Origin of the sequence: Bradyrhizobium sp. NC92, from assembly GCF_025200865.1 — a bacterium.
GTDB lineage: Bacteria > Pseudomonadota > Alphaproteobacteria > Rhizobiales > Xanthobacteraceae > Bradyrhizobium.
The window spans coordinates 833804-852936 of sequence record NZ_CP104171.1; the positions used below are offsets into that span (position 1 = coordinate 833804).

17 protein-coding genes are annotated in these 19133 nt (G+C 65.7%); 6 read left to right on the top strand and 11 right to left on the bottom strand.

Going from position 1 to position 19133, the window contains the following annotated elements; genetic code table 11:
• Positions 1-47: 47 nt before the first annotated feature.
• The 3 genes from N2602_RS03905 to N2602_RS03915 all read right to left on the bottom strand — a co-directional run bounded on the left by N2602_RS03905 (position 48) and on the right by N2602_RS03915 (position 5357).
• Entirely contained in the window at positions 48-683 is a 636-nt protein-coding gene (locus N2602_RS03905) for a LysE family translocator (protein WP_260381823.1), read from the bottom strand.
• 252 nt (positions 684-935) lie between these two features.
• The gene (gene polA, locus N2602_RS03910; protein WP_260381824.1) at positions 936-4028 is read right to left on the bottom strand and encodes a DNA polymerase I; all 3093 of its coding nucleotides are present in this window, start codon (positions 4026-4028) and stop codon (positions 936-938) included.
• A gap of 261 nt (positions 4029-4289) precedes the next feature.
• The gene (locus N2602_RS03915) at positions 4290-5357 is read right to left on the bottom strand and encodes an acyltransferase family protein (protein WP_260381825.1); all 1068 of its coding nucleotides are present in this window, start codon (positions 5355-5357) and stop codon (positions 4290-4292) included.
• A 193-nt stretch (positions 5358-5550) separates the two neighbouring features.
• On the opposite strand from N2602_RS03915, the gene N2602_RS03920 reads away from it, so the two are divergent.
• From N2602_RS03920 to N2602_RS03945, 6 genes are all read left to right on the top strand, one after another.
• The gene (locus tag N2602_RS03920; RefSeq protein WP_172786688.1) at positions 5551-6867 is read left to right on the top strand and encodes a UDP-glucose/GDP-mannose dehydrogenase family protein; all 1317 of its coding nucleotides are present in this window, start codon (positions 5551-5553) and stop codon (positions 6865-6867) included.
• A 129-nt stretch (positions 6868-6996) separates the two neighbouring features.
• The gene (gene hrpB, locus N2602_RS03925) at positions 6997-9471 is read left to right on the top strand and encodes an ATP-dependent helicase HrpB (protein WP_260381826.1); all 2475 of its coding nucleotides are present in this window, start codon (positions 6997-6999) and stop codon (positions 9469-9471) included.
• Between the two features lie 127 nt (positions 9472-9598).
• Positions 9599-10111, top strand: coding sequence for a TIGR02281 family clan AA aspartic protease (locus N2602_RS03930; protein ID WP_260381827.1), 513 nt, complete (start codon positions 9599-9601; stop codon positions 10109-10111).
• 62 nt (positions 10112-10173) lie between these two features.
• The gene (locus tag N2602_RS03935; protein WP_260381828.1) at positions 10174-10524 is read left to right on the top strand and encodes a nucleotidyltransferase family protein; all 351 of its coding nucleotides are present in this window, start codon (positions 10174-10176) and stop codon (positions 10522-10524) included.
• 38 nt (positions 10525-10562) lie between these two features.
• Entirely contained in the window at positions 10563-10784 is a 222-nt protein-coding gene (locus N2602_RS03940; RefSeq protein WP_260381829.1) for a DUF86 domain-containing protein, read from the top strand.
• A 174-nt stretch (positions 10785-10958) separates the two neighbouring features.
• Positions 10959-12458: a phosphomannomutase/phosphoglucomutase gene (locus N2602_RS03945; RefSeq protein ID WP_260381830.1), complete on the top strand. Its 1500-nt coding sequence runs from the start codon at positions 10959-10961 to the stop codon at positions 12456-12458.
• A gap of 163 nt (positions 12459-12621) precedes the next feature.
• On the opposite strand, the gene N2602_RS03950 is transcribed toward N2602_RS03945, so the two are convergent.
• The 8 genes from N2602_RS03950 to N2602_RS03985 all read right to left on the bottom strand — a co-directional run bounded on the left by N2602_RS03950 (position 12622) and on the right by N2602_RS03985 (position 19118).
• The gene (locus N2602_RS03950) at positions 12622-13131 is read right to left on the bottom strand and encodes an Lrp/AsnC family transcriptional regulator (protein WP_025032510.1); all 510 of its coding nucleotides are present in this window, start codon (positions 13129-13131) and stop codon (positions 12622-12624) included.
• Positions 13132-13228: 97 nt separating this feature from the next.
• Positions 13229-14146, bottom strand: coding sequence for a sugar kinase (locus N2602_RS03955; RefSeq protein ID WP_260381831.1), 918 nt, complete (start codon positions 14144-14146; stop codon positions 13229-13231).
• A gap of 11 nt (positions 14147-14157) precedes the next feature.
• Positions 14158-15099: an NAD(+) diphosphatase gene (gene nudC, locus N2602_RS03960; RefSeq protein ID WP_260381832.1), complete on the bottom strand. Its 942-nt coding sequence runs from the start codon at positions 15097-15099 to the stop codon at positions 14158-14160.
• Positions 15100-15109: 10 nt separating this feature from the next.
• The gene (locus N2602_RS03965) at positions 15110-15529 is read right to left on the bottom strand and encodes an HIT domain-containing protein (RefSeq protein WP_260381833.1); all 420 of its coding nucleotides are present in this window, start codon (positions 15527-15529) and stop codon (positions 15110-15112) included.
• 256 nt (positions 15530-15785) lie between these two features.
• On the bottom strand, positions 15786-16913 hold the full coding sequence (locus N2602_RS03970; RefSeq protein WP_260381834.1) for a muconate cycloisomerase family protein: 1128 nt from the start codon (positions 16911-16913) through the stop codon (positions 15786-15788).
• Positions 16910-17665 (bottom strand): SDR family NAD(P)-dependent oxidoreductase, encoded by a 756-nt coding sequence (locus N2602_RS03975; RefSeq protein ID WP_260381835.1) that lies wholly within the window; start codon positions 17663-17665, stop codon positions 16910-16912. The genes N2602_RS03970 and N2602_RS03975 overlap by 4 nt, the downstream gene beginning before the upstream one ends.
• On the bottom strand, positions 17665-18459 hold the full coding sequence (locus N2602_RS03980) for an amino acid ABC transporter ATP-binding protein (protein ID WP_260381836.1): 795 nt from the start codon (positions 18457-18459) through the stop codon (positions 17665-17667). The genes N2602_RS03975 and N2602_RS03980 overlap by 1 nt, the downstream gene beginning before the upstream one ends.
• Positions 18456-19118, bottom strand: coding sequence for an amino acid ABC transporter permease (locus tag N2602_RS03985; protein WP_172786700.1), 663 nt, complete (start codon positions 19116-19118; stop codon positions 18456-18458). The genes N2602_RS03980 and N2602_RS03985 overlap by 4 nt, the downstream gene beginning before the upstream one ends.
• Between the last annotated feature and the right edge of the window lie 15 nt (positions 19119-19133).

The following is a 19133-nucleotide window of genomic DNA, read 5'->3' on the forward strand; positions in this document are numbered from 1 at the left end:
TCTCTTCTCCCTCTCCCCGCAACCGGGGAGAGGTGAAGCAAGTGCCCTCACACCCTCTTCGCTTCCACCGCCATCCGCACCGCCAGCCCGGCCAGCACGGTGCCCATCAGCCAGCGCTGCACCAGCATCCAGCTCGGCCGGTTCGCCAGGAACAGCGCGATCGAGCCGGCGGCGAGCGCGATCATCGCGTTGACGCTGACGCTGATCGCGATCTGGATCGCGCCCAGCACCACCGACTGCGTCAGCACGCTGCCGGCGGCGGGCTCGATGAATTGCGGCAGCAGCGCCAGATACAGCATCGCGATCTTCGGGTTGAGCAGGTTGGTGACGAAGCCCATCGCGAACAATTTGCGCGGGCTGTCGATGGCGAGCTTCCTCACCTGGAACGGCGAGCGCCCGCCGGGCTTCACCGCCTGCCAGGCGAGCCACAGCAAGTAGCCGGCGCCGGCAAAGCGCAGCGCGTCGTAGGCGAAGGGAATGGCGAGCAACAGCGCCGTGATGCCGAACGCCGCGCACAGCATGTAGAACACGAAACCGAGCGCCACGCCGCCGAGCGAGACGATGCCGGCCGCGGGCCCCTGCGTGATCGAGCGCGAGATCAGATAGATCATGTTCGGCCCCGGCGTGAGCACGAGGCCAAGGCAGACGAGGGCAAAGCCGAGCAGCGCGGAGGTGTGGGGCATGGGTGAACCGGTGCGGGAGATGCAAAGGTTCTAATATACGCGGGATCGTGAAGCCATCGCGCAATTGCACGGAGGACAATCAGGTGCTCGCTGCGCGTTCGGTGCGCCCCCTCGCCCCGTTCTTACGGGGAGAGGGTTGGGGTGAGGGGCTTCTCTCCGCGAATGAGATAGTCGATAGACCTGTACCCCCTCACCCGGATCGCAAGGGCGATCCGACCTCCCCGCAGGCGGGGAGAGGTGAAGAGGAGGCCATCAATGCGCCTCGTCCCAATTGTTCGCAGCGCGTGCGTCGACATGCAGCGGCACCGAGAGCAGCACGGCCGGGAACGGCGCGTCCTGCATCACCTTCTGCACGACGGGAAGCGTGGCCTCGACCTCGTCGTTCGGCACCTCGAAGATCAACTCGTCGTGCACCTGGAGCAGCATCTGCGCCGAGAGCTTCTTCTCGGCCAGCGCATCCTCGACGCGCGTCATGGCGCGGCGGATGATGTCGGCGGCAGTGCCCTGAAGCCGCGCGTTGATCGCGGCGCGCTCGTTGAAGGCGCGTACCGAGGCGTTGGACGCCTTGATGTCGGGGTAGTGGCACTTGCGGCCGAACAGCGTGGTGACGTAGCCGTGGTTGCGGCAGAAGTCGCGCGTCTCGTCCATATAGGCGCGGATGCCGGGAAAGCGCTCGAAATATTTCTTGATGTAGGCGGAGGCTTCCTCGCGCGCGATGCCGAGCTGGTTGGCGAGGCCGAACGCGGAGATGCCGTAGATGATGCCGAAATTGATCGCTTTCGCGCGGCGGCGGATCTCGCTCGGCATGCCCTTGATCGGCACGCCGAACATTTCCGATGCGGTCATGGCGTGAATGTCGAGACCGTCGCGGAACGCCTGCTTCAGCACGGGAATGTCGGCGATCTCCGCGAGCAGCCGCAGCTCGATCTGCGAATAATCGGCGGAGACCAGCCTGTGCCCGGGCGTGGCGATGAAGGCGCGCCGGATCTTGCGGCCATCCTCGGTGCGCACCGGAATGTTCTGCAGGTTCGGCTCGTTCGATGACAAGCGCCCCGTCGTGGTCGCAGCCAGCGCGTAGGTGGTGTGCACGCGGTGGGTCTGCGGGTTGACGTAGGTCGGCAGCGCGTCGGTGTAGGTCGATTTCAGCTTGGAGACCTGGCGCCACTCCAGAATCTTCTTCGGGAAGTCGTGGCCCTGCTCGGCGAGCTCGTCCAGCACCTGCGCGGTGGTCGACCACGCGCCGGTCTTGGTCTTGGTGCCGCCGGGCAATCCCATCTTGCCGAACAGGATATCGCCGATCTGCTTGGGGCTGCCGACATTGACCGGCTCGCCCGCGATCTGCTGGATCTCGGCCTCGACGCGCGCTGCGGTCTGGGCGAAGTCGCCGGACAGACGCGACAGCACCTGGCGGTCGATCGAGATGCCGCGCCGCTCCATGCGCGCAAGCACCGATACCAGCGGCCGCTCCAGCGTCTCGTAGACCGCACTCATGTGCTCGGAAACGAGACGCGGCTTCAGCACGCGCCAGACCCGCAAGGCGATGTCGACGCCTTCGGCCGATAGCGGTGCGGCCTTGTCGATCGGCACCTGGTCGAAGGTGATCTTGCCCTTGCCACTGCCGAGCAGCTCGCTTTCCTTCAGCATGGCATGACCGAACCAGCGCTCCGACAGCTGCTCCAGCGCATGCGAGCCGCGGCCGGCATCGAGCACGTAGGAGATCAGGAGCGCATCGTCGATGTTGCGCAAGGTGATGCCGTGCTGCGCCAGCATCACGGCAGTGAACTTGAGGTCGAAGCCGATCTTGAGGATGCCCGCCGATTCCAGCACCGGCCGCAGCGCTTGCAGCGCGTCGTCATGCTTGACCTGGTCCGGCGCGAGGCCGGCATCGAACAGGCCGGCGCCACCGCCGGATTGCTTGTGCGCCAGCGGCACGTAGCAGGCTTCGTTCGGCGCCAGCGCCAGCGCGATGCCGCAGAGATCGGCCTGCATCGGATCGATCGAGTTCGCTCTCGTCTCGATCGCGACATGGCCGGCATCATGGATGCGCGCGATGAAGGCGTCGAGCTCCCCAGGGGTCTTGATAATCTGGTATTTGCCGCGATCGACCGGAAGCTTGCGCAGCGCCTCTTCGCGTGCGGCGGCGAGCGAGATCGGCGCGCCCTTCGGGCTCGCGGCCTTGTCCTCCTTGCCTGCCGACTTGTTGGGCTGGTTCGGCCGGGCTTGGGCCGGGGTTGCCGTGCCTGGCGTGGGCACGACGTCCGAGGGCGGCAGCGTCGTGAACACGCTGGCGCCGCTGGCATAGCCGGGATCGGCATCGACATTGGCGGGATCGATCTGCGCATATTCGGCGACGCGCCGCGTCAGCGTCGTGAATTCCATGGCCTTGAGGAAGGCGACCAGCTTGCGCGCGTCGGGCTCGTGGACGGCGAGGTCGTCCAGCGGCACATCCAGCTCGACCTTGTCATCGAGCAGCACAAGCTGCCGCGAGATGCGCGCCTTCTCGGCGTTCTCGAGCAGCGCCTCGCGCCGCTTCGGCTGCTTGATCTCGCCGGCACGGAACAGCAACTGGTCGAGATCGCCATACTCCGTGATCAGCTGCGCCGCGGTCTTGATGCCGATGCCGGGCACGCCGGGCACGTTGTCGGTGGAATCGCCCGCGAGCGCCTGCACCTCGACCACCTTGTTCGGCGGCACGCCGAACTTCTCGATCACCTCTGATATGCCGATGCGGCGGTCCTTCATGGTGTCGTACATGGTGACGCAATCGGTGACGAGCTGCATCAGGTCCTTGTCGGAGGACACGATGGTGGCGCTGGCGCCGCGCTCGCAGGCCTGTCGCACATAGGTCGCGATGAGATCGTCGGCCTCGAAGCCGGTCTGTTCCAGGCAGGGCAGGTCGAAGGCGCGCACCGCCTCGCGGATCAGCGCGAATTGCGGAATGAGATCGTCGGGGGCAGGCGGGCGGTGCGCCTTGTAGTCCGGATAGATCTTGTTGCGGAAGGTGATCTCCGACTTGTCGAACACGATCGCCAGATGCGTCGGCCGGTTGTCCTCGGGCATCTCGCGGAGCAGCTTCCACAGCATGTTGCAGAAGCCGAGCACGGCGTTGACCTGGAGCCCGTCGGACTTGCGGTTCAGCGGCGGCAACGCGTGATAGGCGCGGAAGATGTAGGAGGAACCGTCGACCAAGAAGACATGGTCGCCCTTGCCGGCCGCCTTCGCCGCGACCGGTTTGGCAGCAGCTGTCGCGGGTATCGTCTTGGCAGCAGCGGGCTTGGTCTCGGCAGCTTTCGGCGCGGCCTTGGTGTCAGCTTTGGCGGTGGTCTTCGGAGATGTCTTGGGCATGGCCGCAATGTATGAATTTTTGCGGGCTTTGACAGCCTTGGAAGGGGGATTTTTGCGCTGGTAGCGCGACTATCCCCCGCTGTCATTCCCCGCGAAAGCGGGGAATCCAGTACGCCGCGGCTTCTCGGTTCAATGACTGGCGTCTCGGCGTACTGGGTCGCCCGGTCCCGTCCCCGCGAGGCTACGCCGGGCCCACAGCGGTGCTCGGCCGGCGAAGCTTTAGCGAAGACGGCAAGCCGGGCGACGACACCGTGGGCGCGGCTACTCCGCCGCCTGCAACACCGCACCCGTTTTCCTCGGCGCGATCCAAAAGGCATCGGGCCGCTCGAACAGGAAGTGCGCACCAAGCCGCAATGCGCCTTGCCATATCGCCAGCGCACCCAGCACGCCGGCGACGGTGACGAGCAGCGACACCGTGCCGATATCGGCAATGACACCCGTGCGCAGCAGCAGCGTCCGCGTCGCCGCCATCGGCAGGAAGAAGGCGAGATAGATCACGATCGAATGCTCGCCGCAGAAGCGGAGGAAATTGAGCCAGTGCGCCCGCGCGAGCAGCGTGCCCGCCACGATGATGGCGCAGGCGCCGGCGAAGCCGAGCGCGAGCGAGACGATCGCCCACTCGCTGGCGCCCGATGCGACGAGGCCGGCATTGACCAGCGCCCAGCTGGCGAGCGCTGCAAGCGCCAGCGCCGGATGCTTCCGCGCGCGATTCGACAGGGCGAACACGTAAGGCGCGAGCAAATAGCCCGAATAGAAATAGACGAAGCGTGCGCAGAACTCGTCGATGACGGTCCAGCCGGTCGTGATGCGCGCGGTCTCCAGCGCGGCGGCGATTAGCCAGAGCGCGAGCGGCGGGACCTTGCGTGTCAGTTTCGTGACGATGAAGAAGATCGGCAGCAGATAGATGAACCACAGCGTGCCGAACGGCTCGACGAAGGATTCGAGATACAACAGGCCAACCTGATGCCAGCCGGTCTCGGCCGCGAAGGCCGGCGCCTTGAAGCCGAATTGGATTGTCACCCAGACGACATAAAAATAGGCGAAATGCACCACCTTGCGGTCGAGATAGGTTCGCCAGTCCCGATCGATGACCAGAGACAGGAACAAGCCCGAAATCAGGAAGAAATCCGGCATCCGGAACGGCTTTGCGAAGGCCACGACGGCATGCATGAAGCCGATCTGCCCGGCGGCAAGCTCGACCCCCAGCACCGAATGCATCATCACGACCATGACGATGCAGATGCCCTTGGCATAGTCGACCCAGTCGATACGCGCGGCCGAAGGCGCCTTGGAAGGGCTGGCCGCCGCGATTGTGCCTGATCGTGCCATGGTGTCCCTTTTCGAGGCGCGTTCCGCCCGTCGCTGTGTGGGCGTGGGGCAGTTTGGAGCCCAGTGGTTTCCGACTTCTTTACCGGTTCAAATCGCGGGCCGGTTTTTGCATGCGGACTGTTCCATGACCTCGGGAAAATGCTAAACCGCCCCCAATTGGGCTTCCGTTAACCAAGCTGGAACAGGATTTTTCATGCGAATTGCGATGATCGGCACGGGCTATGTGGGATTGGTGTCCGGCGCCTGCTTTGCGGATTTCGGCCACGACGTCACCTGCGTCGACAAGGACGAGAGGAAGATCGCGGCCCTGCATCGCGGCGAGATCCCGATCTACGAGCCTGGCCTCGACGAGCTGGTCGCGAACAACGTCAAAGCCAAGCGGCTCGACTTCACTACCGACCTGAAGAAGCCGGTTGCCGATGCCGACGCCGTGTTCATCGCGGTCGGCACGCCCTCGCGCCGCGGCGACGGTCATGCCGACCTGTCTTACGTCTATGCCGCCGCGAAAGAGATCGCGCAGTCGCTGCAAGGCTTCACCGTGGTGGTGACGAAATCGACCGTGCCGGTCGGCACCGGCGACGAGGTCGAGCGCATCATCCGCGAGGCCAATCCGTCGGCGGACGTGGTGGTCGCCTCCAATCCCGAGTTCCTGCGCGAGGGCGCGGCAATCCGCGATTTCAAATTCCCCGACCGCATCGTGGTCGGCACTTCCGACGAGCGCGGCCGCAAGGTGATGGGCGACATCTATCGCCCGCTGTCGCTGAACCAGGCGCCGCTGATGTTCACCGAGCGCCGCACCGCCGAGATGATCAAATACGCCGCCAACGCGTTCCTGGCGACCAAGATCACCTTCATCAACGAGATCGCCGATCTGTCCGAAAAAGCCGGCGCCAACGTGCAGGAGGTCGCGCGCGGCATCGGCCTCGACAACCGCATCGGCACAAAATTCCTGCATGCCGGTCCCGGTTTCGGCGGCTCGTGCTTCCCGAAGGACACCAAGGCCCTGATCAAGATCGCGCAGGATTACGACGTGAACCTGCGCATTGTCGAATCGGTGCTGGCGGTCAACGAGAACCGCAAGCGCGCGATGGCGCGCAAGGTGAGCCAGGCGCTCGGCGGCAATTTGCGCGGCAAGACCGTCGCCGTGCTCGGCCTCACCTTCAAGCCCGACACCGACGACATGCGCGATGCACCGTCGATTCCGCTGGTGACCGGCCTGATCGACATGGGCGCGAAGGTGAAGGCGTTCGATCCCGTCGGCATGGAGCAGGCCAAGGGCGAATTGCCCGATATCACCTATTGCGAGGACGCCTATGTCTGCGCGCAAGGCGCCGACGCGCTCGTCATCGTCACCGAATGGGTGCAGTTCCGCGCGCTCGATCTCGACCGGCTGAAGGCGACCATGGCGCAGCCGGTCGTCGTCGACCTCCGCAACATCTACCGCCCCGAGGACATGGAAGCCGCCGGCTTCACCTATGAGAGCGTCGGGCGGCCGGCGGTGCAGGGTTGATAGCTGCACATTCTCGTTGAACGAAACCGTCATGGCCGGGCTTGTCCCGGCCATCCACGTCTTGTTCACTCTCGCCCGAAAGAACGTGGATGCCCGGCACAAGGCTGGGCATGAAGAGTGGATAGGTTCTTGCCCCGCAGCTTCGACACGCCCCTCCCGATCGACGCCGTGCTCGACGATTTGTCGCGCACGCTGGAGGGCAATAACGCCGCCGTGCTGGTGGCGCCGCCGGGCGCCGGCAAGACCACACGCGTGCCGCTGGCCTTGCTCGATGCGCCCTGGGCTAAAGGCAAAAAGATCATCGTGCTGGAGCCGCGCCGCATCGCCGCGCGCGCCAGTGCCGACCGCATGGCCAAATCGCTCGGCGAGCGCGCCGGCGAAACCGTCGGCTATCGTGTCCGCTTCGGCTCGAAGATCTCGCGCGCCACACGCATCGAGGTGGTGACCGAGGGCATCTTCACCCGCCAGATCCTCGACGATCCCGAACTCTCCGGCGTTGCCGCGATCCTGTTCGACGAATTCCATGAACGCTCGCTCGACGCCGACATGGGCCTCGCGCTGGCGCGTGACGCGCAAACCGGCTTGCGCGAAGACCTGCGCATCCTGGTGATGTCGGCAACGCTCGACGGTGCGCGGGTGGCAAGGCTGCTCGGCGATGCCCCCGTCGTCGAAAGCGAGGGCCGTGCGTTTCCGGTCGAGACGCGCTATCTCGGCCGTAAGGCCGACGCGCCGATCGAACGGCAGATGGCGGATGCGATCGCGTCCGCGCTGCGCGCCGACAGCGGCTCGGTGCTGGCGTTCCTGCCGGGTGCCGCCGAGATCCGCCGCACGCAGAATTTCCTCTCCGAGCGCGTGCAGGACGCCTCCGTCGAGATCGTGCCGCTGTTCGGCGCGCTCGATGCCGCCGTGCAGGACCGTGCCATCGCGCCGGCCCCCAAGGGCACGCGCAAGGTGGTGCTGGCGACCTCGATCGCCGAGACGTCGCTCACCATCGAAGGCGTGCGCATCGTGGTCGACTCCGGTCTCGCCCGCGTTCCGCGCTACGAGCCCGATATCGGCCTGACGCGGCTCGAGACCGTGCGCGCCTCGCGCGCGGCGGTGGACCAGCGCCGCGGCCGCGCCGGCCGCACCGAGGCCGGCGTCTGCTACCGGCTCTGGGACGAGCCGCAGACCGCCTCGCTCGCGCCCTACACCCAGCCGGAAATCCTCAGCGCCGATCTGTCCTCGCTGGTGCTCGATCTCGCGCAATGGGGCGTCAGCGATCCCGCCGCATTGTCGTTCCTCGATCCGCCGCCGCAGCCGGCCTGGAAGGAAGCCAAGAGCCTGCTGACCGAGCTCAACGCGCTCGACGGCGATGGCCGCATCACCGCGGAAGGTAAGAGCCTGCGCGCGCTGGCGCTACCGCCGCGGCTGGCGCGCATGATCGTGGATTCGCATCGCGCCGGCAGCGGCGAGGCCGCCGCCGAAATCGCAGCCGTCATCACCGAGCGCGGCCTTGGCGGCGACAGCGTCGATCTCGAGCACCGCCGCGACCAGTTCCGCCGGGACCGCTCGCCGCGCGCGGCAAGCGCGCGCGATCTGGCCCGCCGCTGGGCCTCGCAGGTCGCGGCTGCGGAGAAGGTGGCGCAGCAGGAGGATCTCTCGACCGGCCTGATGCTCGCTTACGCGTTTCCGGACCGCGTCGCGCGCAATCGCGGCAATGGCAGCTTCGTGCTGGCCAACGGGCGCGGCGCGTCCGTCGAGCAGACCTCCTCGCTCGCCCGCGCGCCCTACATCGCCATCGGCGAGATGACGGGGACGGCCGCGAGTGGACGCATCCTGCTCGCCGCGCAAATCACCGAGGACGAGATCGAGCGGCATTTCGCCGAGCACATCGAGACCACCGACGAGATCTCGTTCGATCGTGGCGCGATGGCGCTGCGGGCGCGCCGCAAGCGCGCGCTGCACGCGATCACGCTGTCCGAGGCGACGCTTTCAGTGTCGCCCTCGGAGGACACCGCACGCATCTTTGCAGATGGCCTGATCGCCGCGGGCCTCGACCGGCTGCCCTGGTCGAAGGCCGCCAAGCAGTGGCGTGATCGCGTGATGTTCCTGCGCAAGGCCGAAGGCGACAGCTGGCCCGATTTGTCGGACGACGGCCTGATCGCACGGCGCGACGACTGGCTGGTGCCGGCGCTCTACGACAAGATCGCGCTGAAGGACATCTCCGCGGGCGATCTCTCCGATGCCCTGATGGCGCTATTGCCGTGGCAGATGCGCGCGCGGCTCGATCGCGAGGCGCCGACCCATTTCGAGGCGCCGACCGGAAGCGTGCTTGCGATCGACTACGAGGCCGAGCAGGGGCCGACCATTGCGGTGCGGCTGCAGGAATTGTTCGGCCTCAACACCCATCCCTCGATCGCCGCCGGCAAGGTGCCCTTGGTGCTGGAATTGCTGTCGCCGGCCCAGCGCCCGGTGCAGGTGACGCGCGATCTCCCAGGCTTCTGGCGCGGCAGCTACGCCGCCGTCCGCTCCGACCTGCGCGGCCGCTATCCGCGTCACCCCTGGCCCGACGATCCCGCGAGCGCAGTGCCGACCAGGCGGGCGAAGCCGCGCGGGACGTGAGAACTCGCAACCGGCATTAACCCTCCGCTCATCCTTTTCGTCAAAATGACAGGAGCCCCGGCGTGCCTTCGCTCGCGGTTGGCCTTGTCGCGTGGTGAAATCGAGCTTTCGGCTCGGAAGTGGTGTGATGCGTAACATTATGATCATCGCGGCCGTCATGATCGGCCTCGGCACCTTCATGGCGCAGATGGCGGACAAGATGAGCTCGGCTTCCGCCACGTCGGTGCCGCGCACGACGGTCGCAGTCGCGGCCACCGCGCCGGCCGGCGGCCGCAGCCTGGCCATCTCCCGGGATGGCCGCGGTCATTTCCAGACCGAGGGCCGGATCGACGGCCAGCGCGTCGGCTTCATGATCGATACCGGCGCGTCCGTCGTTGCGCTCAACGAGACCTCGGCCGCCCGCTTCGGTCTGCGTCCTTCGCGCAGCGAGTACAACGCCACCGTCTCCACCGCCAACGGCACCATCAAGGCCGCGCGCACCCGCATCGCCATGCTCGATATCGGCGGCCTCATCGTGCGCGACGTCGATGCCATGGTGCTGCCGGACGAAGCGCTGTCGGAGAACCTGCTCGGCCTCTCCTTCCTGTCCCGCCTGAAGCGTTTCGAATACGCGAACGGGCAGATGGTGCTGGAGCAGTAGGTCTGCTCCAATTGGCCTTGTGGGGCCTCCCTTAAGGCCGGACGGGGTGCTATATTCCGTCCATGAACAGCCCCGACGCGATTGCCATCCTGCGACGGTCCGAGCGCGCCCTGCGCGAACGGGGCGTTTTGCATGCCGCATTGTTCGGTTCGGTCGCAAGGGGCGAAAATCACTCCGGCAGCGACGTCGATATCATGGTCGAGATCGATCCGGAGGCGCGGATCACGGTCTTCGACTACGTCGAGCTCAAGGAATACCTTTCCAACCTTTTTGACGGGCCGGTTGATGTCGTCAATCGCGACGGTCTGAAATCATACGTTGCACCTGCGGCGACGGCTGACGCCATCTATGCCTTCGGATCGCATCGACGGGACGCTGCGGGACATCCTGCATCACATCGATTTGGCGACTGAGTTCCGGAGGTCTCGACCGCGAAGCATTCGCGGCGGACTTGCGGGCGGTCTATGCCGTTACGCGCTGTCTGGAGATAATTTCAGAGGCGTCTCGCCGTTTGCCAGAGGAGCTGAAGGCCAGGCATCCAGCGATCGCATGGAGGCAGATGGCGGCCGCAGGCAATGTCTATCGCGACAATTATGAGGACGTTGCAGCCAATCTTGTGTGGGAGACCGTTCAACAGGCCCTCCCCCCCTCTCAGGGTGGTCGTCGAAGATGAGATGGCGCGCCCATAGCCGATCTGACCGGACATGGAAGTCTCTGCCGGCGCACTATTTCGCGTTACCAAACTGCCGCAATTATCGGCCATAAGCCTCCATTCCCGCCTTTCGCTGCGGTCCGGCATTCGCTAAGCCTGCAGCAAATCCCGCCCCCTTTCCACGAGACCGCCTCAATGTTCCCGAAGCCGAAATCCGTATTGTTGCCCAACACCTACGCCTTCGAATCCGAGCCGATGGTGAAGCCGACGGGCTTTCGCGAATACGACGCGCGCTGGTTGTTCCAGAAGGAAATCAACCTGATGGGTGTGCAGGCGCTCGGCATGGGGCTGGGCGCGCTGTTCGCCGAGCTCGGCGTCAAGCAGGAAATCGTTACCGGCCACGATTTCCGTGGCTATTCCGCCTCGATCAAATACGCCCTGATCTCCGGTCTGATGGCGGCGGGCTGCAAGGTCCACGACATCGGCCTTGCGGTGACGCCGATGGCCTATTTCGCGCAGTTCGACCTCGACGTGCCCTGCGTCGCCATGGTCACGGCCTCGCACAACGACAATGGTTGGACCGGCGTGAAGATGGGCGCCAACCGCCCGCTGACCTTCGGTCCCGACGAGATGACGCGGCTGAAGGAGATCGTTCTCAATGCCGAGTTCAAGAACAAGGCGGGCGGCTCCTACCAGTTCCACGAGAATTATCCGGCGCGCTACATCGCCGATCTCACCTCCCGTCCGAAGCTGACGCGCAAGCTCAAGGTGGTCGCGGCCTGCGGCAACGGCACCGCCGGCGCGTTCGCGCCGCAGGTGCTGGAGGCGATCGGCTGCGAGGTGATCCCGCTCGACACCGAGCTCGACCACACCTTCCCGAAATACAATCCGAACCCGGAAGACATGGAGATGCTGCACGCGATCCGCGATGCGGTGCTGCATCACAAGGCCGATGTCGGCCTCGGCTTCGATGGTGACGGCGACCGCTGCGGCGTCGTCGACAACACCGGCGAGGAGATCTTCGCCGACAAGGTCGGCGTGATGCTGGCGCGCGACATGTCGGCGATCCACAAGGATGCGCAGTTCGTCGTCGACGTGAAGTCGACCGGCCTGTTCGTCACCGATCCCGTGCTGCAGAAGCAGGGCGCCAAGGTCGCCTATTGGAAGACCGGCCATTCCTACATGAAGCGCCGCACCAACGAGATGGGCGCGCTCGCCGGCTTCGAGAAGTCGGGCCACTTCTTCTTCAACAAGCCGTTCGGCCGCGGCTATGACGACGGCCTGGTCTCGGCGATCGCGATCTGCGACATGCTCGATCGCGCGCCCGGCAAGTCGATGGCCGATTTGAAGAATGCGCTGCCGAAGACCTGGTCGTCGCCGACCATGTCGCCGCATTGCGCCGACGAGGTCAAATACGGCGTCATCGACAAGGTGGTGAAGCACTTCGAAGGTTTGCAAGCGAAGGGCGCCAAGATCGGCGGCCAGTCGATCCGCGATCTCGTCACCGTCAACGGCGTGCGCGTCACGGTCGAGGACGGCAGCTGGGGCCTGGTGCGCGCCTCTTCCAACAAGCCCGAGCTCGTCGTCGTGGTCGAGAGCCCGGTCTCCGAGCAGCGCATGCACGACATGTTCGAGATGGTGAACAGCGTGCTGCGCACGCATCCCGAGGTCGGCGAGTACAACCAGAAGATTTGAGGTGAGGCGTCAGGGAAACACAGCCCGCGCCACAATCTCGCTGTCATGCCCCGGCTTGACCGGGGCATCCAGTACGCCGCGGCCTCTCGGTTCGATCACAGCCGCCTCGGAGTACTGGATCGCCCGGTCAAGCCGGGCGATGACAGTTTTCGTGTAATGAATCCTAAGCCGCCACCACCGCCGGGATCGGCAGCGCGGTGACCGACTTGATCTTCTCCATCGCGAAGCGCGAGGTGACGTTCTTCAGCGGCACGGCGCTGATCAGCTTCTTGTAGAACACGTCATAGGCCTGCATGTCCGCGACCACGACGCGCAGCATGTAGTCGACGTCGCCGGCCATGCGATAGAACTCCATCACTTCCGGCATGGCGCTGACGGCTTCGGCGAACCGCTTCAGCCAGGCATCCGAATGGTCGGAGCTCTCGACCGACACGAACACGGAGATGCCGAGCCCGATCTTGTTCTGGTCGACGAGGGCGACGCGCTTGATGATCACGCCGTCGGCCTCCAGGCGCTGGATGCGCTTCCAGCAGGGGGTCGAGGACAGGCCGACCCGGTCGCCGATCTCGGCGACGGAGAGGGAGGCGTCTTCCTGGAGGACCATCAGGATCTTGCGGTCGATGGCGTCGAGGCGGCGGCTGGTCTCAGGGATCTGGACGGCGACATCAGTCATTTGAAGAACTTTGTTCCATTTCAGGGGCAGATTTCCCTGATATAGAGAAAATCATTCCACGGCAAGCCTATAATCTCGGCGTGACAGTGGAATCGCTCTACCGGCGATTGCGCAAAAGCTCTTCAACTTCAACGCGTTGCGGGGCAGCCGGGCCGCCGCCATGGCGGGTGCATTTCAGCGCCGCGGCGGCCGCGGCGAATCGCATCGCCCCCCTTGCGTCCTTACCCTCGGCGAAGCCGAGCGCGAACGCGCCATGGAAGACGTCGCCGGCGCCCAGCGTATCGACCGCCTGGACCGGGAAGGCCGGCGTCTCCTCCAGCGCGCCCGCCTCATTTAGCCAGATCGTGCCGCGCGGGCCCCTTGTGGTCGCCAGGAAGGCGGGCGTCAGCTCCGCCAGGCGCCTCAAGGCCGCGCCGTCGTCAGCGATGCCAGCCGTCTCCTGCAGCTCGGCACTGGCGAACAGCAGATGCGAGGAGGCCGTGAGCAGACCGTCCTGCAACGCCATCGCGCGGTCGACGCCGACGATGACGGGGATGTCGCGCCGGCGTGCCTCTGCGCCAAGCGAGGTCGCGAAGGCCGCGCAGCGGCTTTCGACGAGCACCGCCTGACAATCAGCGAGCAACGCGTCGGCCTCGGGCAGCTTCACCGTCCACAAGGCGGGATCGCGATAGATCGTGAGCGTCCGCTCGCCCGAGGGCTCGATCATGATCGCCGAGACCGGCGTGCTCAGGCCCGGCATGCGCACGATATGCGTGCTATCGATGCCCTCCTGCGCCATCTGCGCGAGAATGAAATAGCTGGACGTCTCCCGCGCATCGCCCATCGGCCCTGCGAACGCGACGCGGCCGCCGAGCCGTGCGATCGTGATCGCGGCATTGAGCGCGTTGCCGCCGCAGATCTCGGCGAGATGGCTGGCGTTCGCCTTGCTGCCACGTTCGGGCAGGGCCTCGACGCGCAGGATGAGGTCGCGCACCGGCATGCCGATGCAGAGGATGCGCGGCGCGATCCCGGCCATCGTCGTTCGGCTCAGCTGCTCTTCTCGTGTACCCAACGGCCGAGCAGATGATGGGCGATCGCGAACGGATGCGGGCCGGCGAGCCCGTCGGGATGCGTCCGTGTCAGCATCAGGGCCGCCTCCTCGCGCGTGAACCAGCGCGCGTCCTCGAGCTCGGCGTGATCGACCACGATGTCCTCGCTCACGGCCCGCGCGCTGCAGCCGATCATCAGCGACGACGGATAGGGCCAGGGCTGGGTCATGTAATATTGCACGTCGGTGCAGCGAATGCCGGACTCTTCCAGGATCTCGCGGCGCACCGCGTCCTCGATGGTCTCGGCGGCCTCGACGAAGCCGGCGAGGCACGAATACATCCCTGCCGGAAACTGCTTCTGCCGGCCGAGCAGGCACTTGTCGCCGGAGGCGACCAGCATGATCACGACCGGGTCGGTGCGCGGAAAATGCTCGGCCTTGCAACTCGGACAGTCGCGCTTCCAGCCGCCTTCCTTCATCGCGGTACGCGTGCCGCAATTGGCGCAATAGCCGTGGCGCTGGTGCCAACCCACCATCGACTTCGCCATCGCCACGGCCGAGAGCTCCTCGGGCGGGATCGCGCCCTGCATTGCCATGCCGCGCAGCTCGGTGACGGCGTAGTCGCCGCCGCCGACCAGCTTCTCCGCGGCCGCCTGCGACAGGCCCATGCCGAACACGGCCGCACCGCCGCGAAGCCCGAGGAACACCGTGCCGGGATTGGCACCGCATTTCAGCGCTTCGTCGATTCCGAGCAGCGCGCGCACCTTGTCGCCCTCGCGCTTCACCAGCAGCGAGTCGCGATACACCACATAGGCGCGCGAAGACGGCTTCTGCTCCAGCACAAACAGCTTCTCGTCGTCGCGGCGCAGATGCGCGGCGCGGTCGAGGACGTTGGTGACGAAGGCCGGCTGCCCCAGCGGAAATGCGTCGAATGCTGACATTATTGTTCTTTCAACCCAACCAGATCTTGCGGCGAAGCGCGCTGATGAAATTCTGAACCTCCGCGGCGTCATGTGCCAATGGCGGCATCACGCCCCACACCGGCCGCGGCCAGGCGGCGTCACTGGTCCGGCGCGCGATGATGTGGACGTGCAGCTGCGGCACGAGGTTGCCGAGCGCGGCGATGTTGAGCTTGTCGCATTTGGTGGTCTCCTTCAGCGCGCGCGAGACGCGGGAGATCTCCGTCATCAGCTGCGCCTGCTGCACCTCGTCGAGATCGATGATCTCGATCGCATCCACCCGCCGCGGCACCAGCAGCAGCCAGGGATAATGCGCGTCCTTGATGACCAGCACCTTCGACAGCGGCAGATCGCCGATATCGATGGTGTCCTCTTTCAGGCGGGAGTGCAGTGACCAGGCGGGTTCGGGCATATGCGTTTCCGGATGGCCCGATGGGGAACGGGCTTGTTGGGTGCGACCATACGATAGGGATTCCCGGAGGGGAAGGATGGCGCCCCGCTGTCACCGCATACGCGCTCGTCGTCCCGGACAAGCGAAGCGCACATCCGGGACCCATAACCACAGGGAGTAGCGTGGCGAAGACTCTTGGTTGCCAGCGCGTGCGGCAGCCCCCGCCTGTGGTTATGGATTCCGGGCTCGCGCTGCGCGCGCCCCGGAATGACAGAAACTACGCCTCCGCCAGCACCCTTGCATTGGCGCGGACCGATGTTTCGCTGACGCGGATGCCGAGGCCCGGGCCGTCGGGCACCACGACATGGCCGGCGCGGTTCGCAACGCGCTCTTCCAGCACGTCCTCGGTCAGCACGTGATGCGGCGTGTAGAATTCGCAGCCGAGCGAGATGCCCGGGGTGGCCGCGATCAGCTGCGTGCCGGCGGCAAGGCCGATGCCGCCCTCCCACAGCGTGCCGCCATAGCCGGGCAGGCCGGCGATGTCGGCGATCGCCATGATCGCCTGGGCCTCGAACAGGCCGCCGGCCTTCATCAGCTTGATCGAGACGGCGTCGGCCGCTTCACGCCGCACCACCTCCATCATGTCGCGGCGGTCGAAGCAGCTTTCGTCGGCCAGCACCGGCGTTTCCAATGCCGCGGTCAGCTGCGCCATCACGTCGAGATATTTGCGCGGCACCGGCTGCTCGATGAAGGTCGGCGCGAATTCCTCGACGTCGCGCAGGATCTTGATGGCGCCGAACGGCGCCAGCGCCTGGTTGTAGTCGACGCGCAGGTCGACCTTGTCGCCGAATTCCTTGCGGATCGCTTCGAGATGATCGAGGTCCTCGCGATGCGGCTTCACGCCGGTCTTGACCTTGTAGATGACATTGCCGTCCGGAACCATTTTCCGCATGCGCTCGAGATCGGCCGCGAAATCCGGATCGGCGATCGAGAAGGAGAGGGGGATGGTGTCGCGCACGCGGCCGCCGAGCAGGTCGGCAACCGAGAGCCCAGACGACTTGCCGACGATGTCCAGCAGCGCCATCTCGATGCCGACTTTGGCTTCGGCGTGACCGACCAGCGCACGGTCGAGCTCGGCCATCAGCGCGCGTATGCGCCGAACGGATTTGCCGAGCACGATCGGACGCAAATAGATATCGAGCGCGGCGAACGCGGCTTCCGGCGTTCCCGTGAACACTTCCCACGGTGCCGCCTCGCCCCAGCCGATCACGCCGTCGCTCGACGTCAGCTCGATCAGCACGCGCTTCACGGTGCCCTTGATGTTGCCGACGCCCTGCAGGCGCGCCATCTTGATCGGGCTTTCGATCAGGAACAGCCTGATGCGCTCGATGATTGCTTCGGTCATGTCAGGCCTCCATTGACGTGCCAGACCTGGCCGGTGACGTAGGACGCCTTCGGTGATGCCAGGAAGGCGATGATCTCGGCGACTTCCTCCGGCCGCCCGCGGCGGCGCATCGGGATCAGCGCTTCGGTTGCGGCGATCTGTTCGGGCGACAGCCGACTCTCGCTCGGTCTGTCCTTGACGATGAGGCCGGGTGATACCGCATTGACGGTGATGCCGTCCTTCGCGAGCTCGATCGCGGCCAGCCGCACCAGCGCCTCCAGCGCGGAACGGCTCGCGGCGGTCGCAGCAAAGGGCGCGAATTCGGGACGGATCGCGTGCGCGACGAAGGACGACATCGCGACGATGCGCGCATCGCGTCCGGCGCGCAGCAGCGGCAGCGCGGCATCGACCAGCCGCGTGAACGCCAGCGCCGATTCGTCCATCGCCTTGCGGAATTCATCCGCCGGCGTGCCAATGGCGCTGCCGCGGCGGGCGTGGCCGCCGACCAGGATCAATCCGTCGAGCCGGCCGAAGGCAGCGTTCGCGGTAGCGACGGCATCAGTAATGGCGGCTTTCTCGGCAAGATCGCCGAGACACTTTGCGACGATGGCGCCTTTCGCTTCGGCCTCGGCCGCGCTCGCGTCGAGGCCTTCTGTGTTCGCGCGCGTGTGGAGCAGCAGCGCAGTGCCCGGCGCCGCAAGGAGCTTTGCGGTGGCGCGGCCGATGCCGCTGGCGGCACCAGTGACGAGATAGACGCGATTGATGTCGGACATCACGATATCGCATTTGCCGGCGGCAGCGCGCCGGTGCGGTGGAAATGGCTGAGGAAGGCGCGCGTCGCAGCCTCCCGCGGGCTGTCGATCACCTGCCGCGCCGAACCCTCCTCGACCACGATTCCGTCGCGCATGAACACGACACGCTCGGCCACCTCGCGGGCGAACGCGATCTCGTGCGTCACGATCACCATGGTCATGCCCTCCGACGCGAGTTGCTGGATCACGTTCAGCACCTCACCGACCAATTCGGGATCGAGCGCGGAGGTGGCCTCGTCGAACAGCATGACATCGGGCTCCATCGCGAGCGCCCGCGCGATCGCGACGCGCTGCTTCTGGCCGCCGGAGAGCGTCGCCGGATATTGGTCCGCTTTCTCCGCAAGTCCCACCTTGGCGAGCTGCGCACGCGCGAGCGTTTCGGCCTCCGCCTTGGCCATGCGCCGCACCGTGACAGGCCCCTCCATCACGTTCTGCAGCGTCGTCATGTGCGGGAACAGGTTGAAGTGCTGAAACACCATGCCGGTGGTGGCGCGGAATCTCGCCAGCGTTTTGACATCGGGCAATTTGGCGCCATCTCCGAACGCAAAGCGGGTGTCGCCGACGCGGACGCTGCCGCCGTCGGGCACGACCAGGAGATTGATGCAGCGGAGCAGCGTTGATTTACCCGAGCCTGATGGCCCGATCAGCGCGACCACGCCGCCCTTGGTGACGTCGAGATTGATGTTCTTGAGGACCTCGTTGCTGCCAAAACTCTTGCGAAGGCTGCGGATCTCGATTTTCGGCGTCTCGCTCATTCGCTCACCGCCAGTTGCTTCTCGCCGCGGCGGACGAGGATGGTGAGCGGAATCAGGATTGCCGCATAGGCGAGCGCGACCGCGGTGTAGGTCTCCAGCGGCCGGTAGCTGTCATGGGCGGCGACCTGACTCTGATAGACCAGATCAGGCACGGCCAGCACCGAGACCAGCGAGGTGTTCTTGAACTGGATGATCGACTGGTTCATCAGCGCCGGGATCATGCGCTTGATCGCCTGCGGCAGCACGATGCGGCGCATGCTCTGGCTCGGCGTCATGCCGAGCGCCGCGCCGGCTTCGGACTGACCCTTGTCGATCGAGACGATGCCGCCGCGGATGATCTCCGAATAGAACGAGCCGCCATAGAGCGAGAGCGCCAGCGCGGAAGCCGTGATCGGGGTCATCTCGACACCGGCGAGGATCGGCAGCGCGTAATAGAACCAGATCAGCTGCACCAGGATCGGCGTGCAGCGGAACGCCTCGATGAAGGCGAGCGCGGTCAGCCGCAATGCCTTGATCCGCGACAGGCTGCCGAACGCCCCGAGCAGGCCGAACAGCAGTCCGCACACGACGATGACGATCGTGAAGCCGACCGTGACGCCGAGCCCGTTGAGAAAGAGCCAGCGATAGCTCCAGAGGATTCCGAAGTCCCACTGATACATGCGTGCTCTCTTCTT

Excerpts from the sequence above, each read along its gene's own strand:
- N2602_RS03905 (WP_260381823.1), bottom strand. The coding sequence starts at position 683 with ATGCCCCACACCTCCGCGCTGCTCGGCTTTGCCCTCGTCTGCCTTGGC.
- polA (WP_260381824.1), bottom strand. The coding sequence starts at position 4,028 with ATGCCCAAGACATCTCCGAAGACCACCGCCAAAGCTGACACCAAGGCC.
- N2602_RS03915 (WP_260381825.1), bottom strand. The coding sequence starts at position 5,357 with ATGGCACGATCAGGCACAATCGCGGCGGCCAGCCCTTCCAAGGCGCCT.
- N2602_RS03920 (WP_172786688.1), top strand. The coding sequence starts at position 5,551 with ATGCGAATTGCGATGATCGGCACGGGCTATGTGGGATTGGTGTCCGGC.
- N2602_RS03930 (WP_260381827.1), top strand. The coding sequence starts at position 9,599 with ATGCGTAACATTATGATCATCGCGGCCGTCATGATCGGCCTCGGCACC.
- N2602_RS03935 (WP_260381828.1), top strand. The coding sequence starts at position 10,174 with ATGAACAGCCCCGACGCGATTGCCATCCTGCGACGGTCCGAGCGCGCC.
- N2602_RS03945 (WP_260381830.1), top strand. The coding sequence starts at position 10,959 with ATGTTCCCGAAGCCGAAATCCGTATTGTTGCCCAACACCTACGCCTTC.
- N2602_RS03950 (WP_025032510.1), bottom strand. The coding sequence starts at position 13,131 with ATGACTGATGTCGCCGTCCAGATCCCTGAGACCAGCCGCCGCCTCGAC.
- N2602_RS03955 (WP_260381831.1), bottom strand. The coding sequence starts at position 14,146 with ATGGCCGGGATCGCGCCGCGCATCCTCTGCATCGGCATGCCGGTGCGC.
- nudC (WP_260381832.1), bottom strand. The coding sequence starts at position 15,099 with ATGTCAGCATTCGACGCATTTCCGCTGGGGCAGCCGGCCTTCGTCACC.
- N2602_RS03965 (WP_260381833.1), bottom strand. The coding sequence starts at position 15,529 with ATGCCCGAACCCGCCTGGTCACTGCACTCCCGCCTGAAAGAGGACACC.
- N2602_RS03970 (WP_260381834.1), bottom strand. The coding sequence starts at position 16,913 with ATGACCGAAGCAATCATCGAGCGCATCAGGCTGTTCCTGATCGAAAGC.
- N2602_RS03975 (WP_260381835.1), bottom strand. The coding sequence starts at position 17,665 with ATGTCCGACATCAATCGCGTCTATCTCGTCACTGGTGCCGCCAGCGGC.
- N2602_RS03980 (WP_260381836.1), bottom strand. The coding sequence starts at position 18,459 with ATGAGCGAGACGCCGAAAATCGAGATCCGCAGCCTTCGCAAGAGTTTT.
- N2602_RS03985 (WP_172786700.1), bottom strand. The coding sequence starts at position 19,118 with ATGTATCAGTGGGACTTCGGAATCCTCTGGAGCTATCGCTGGCTCTTT.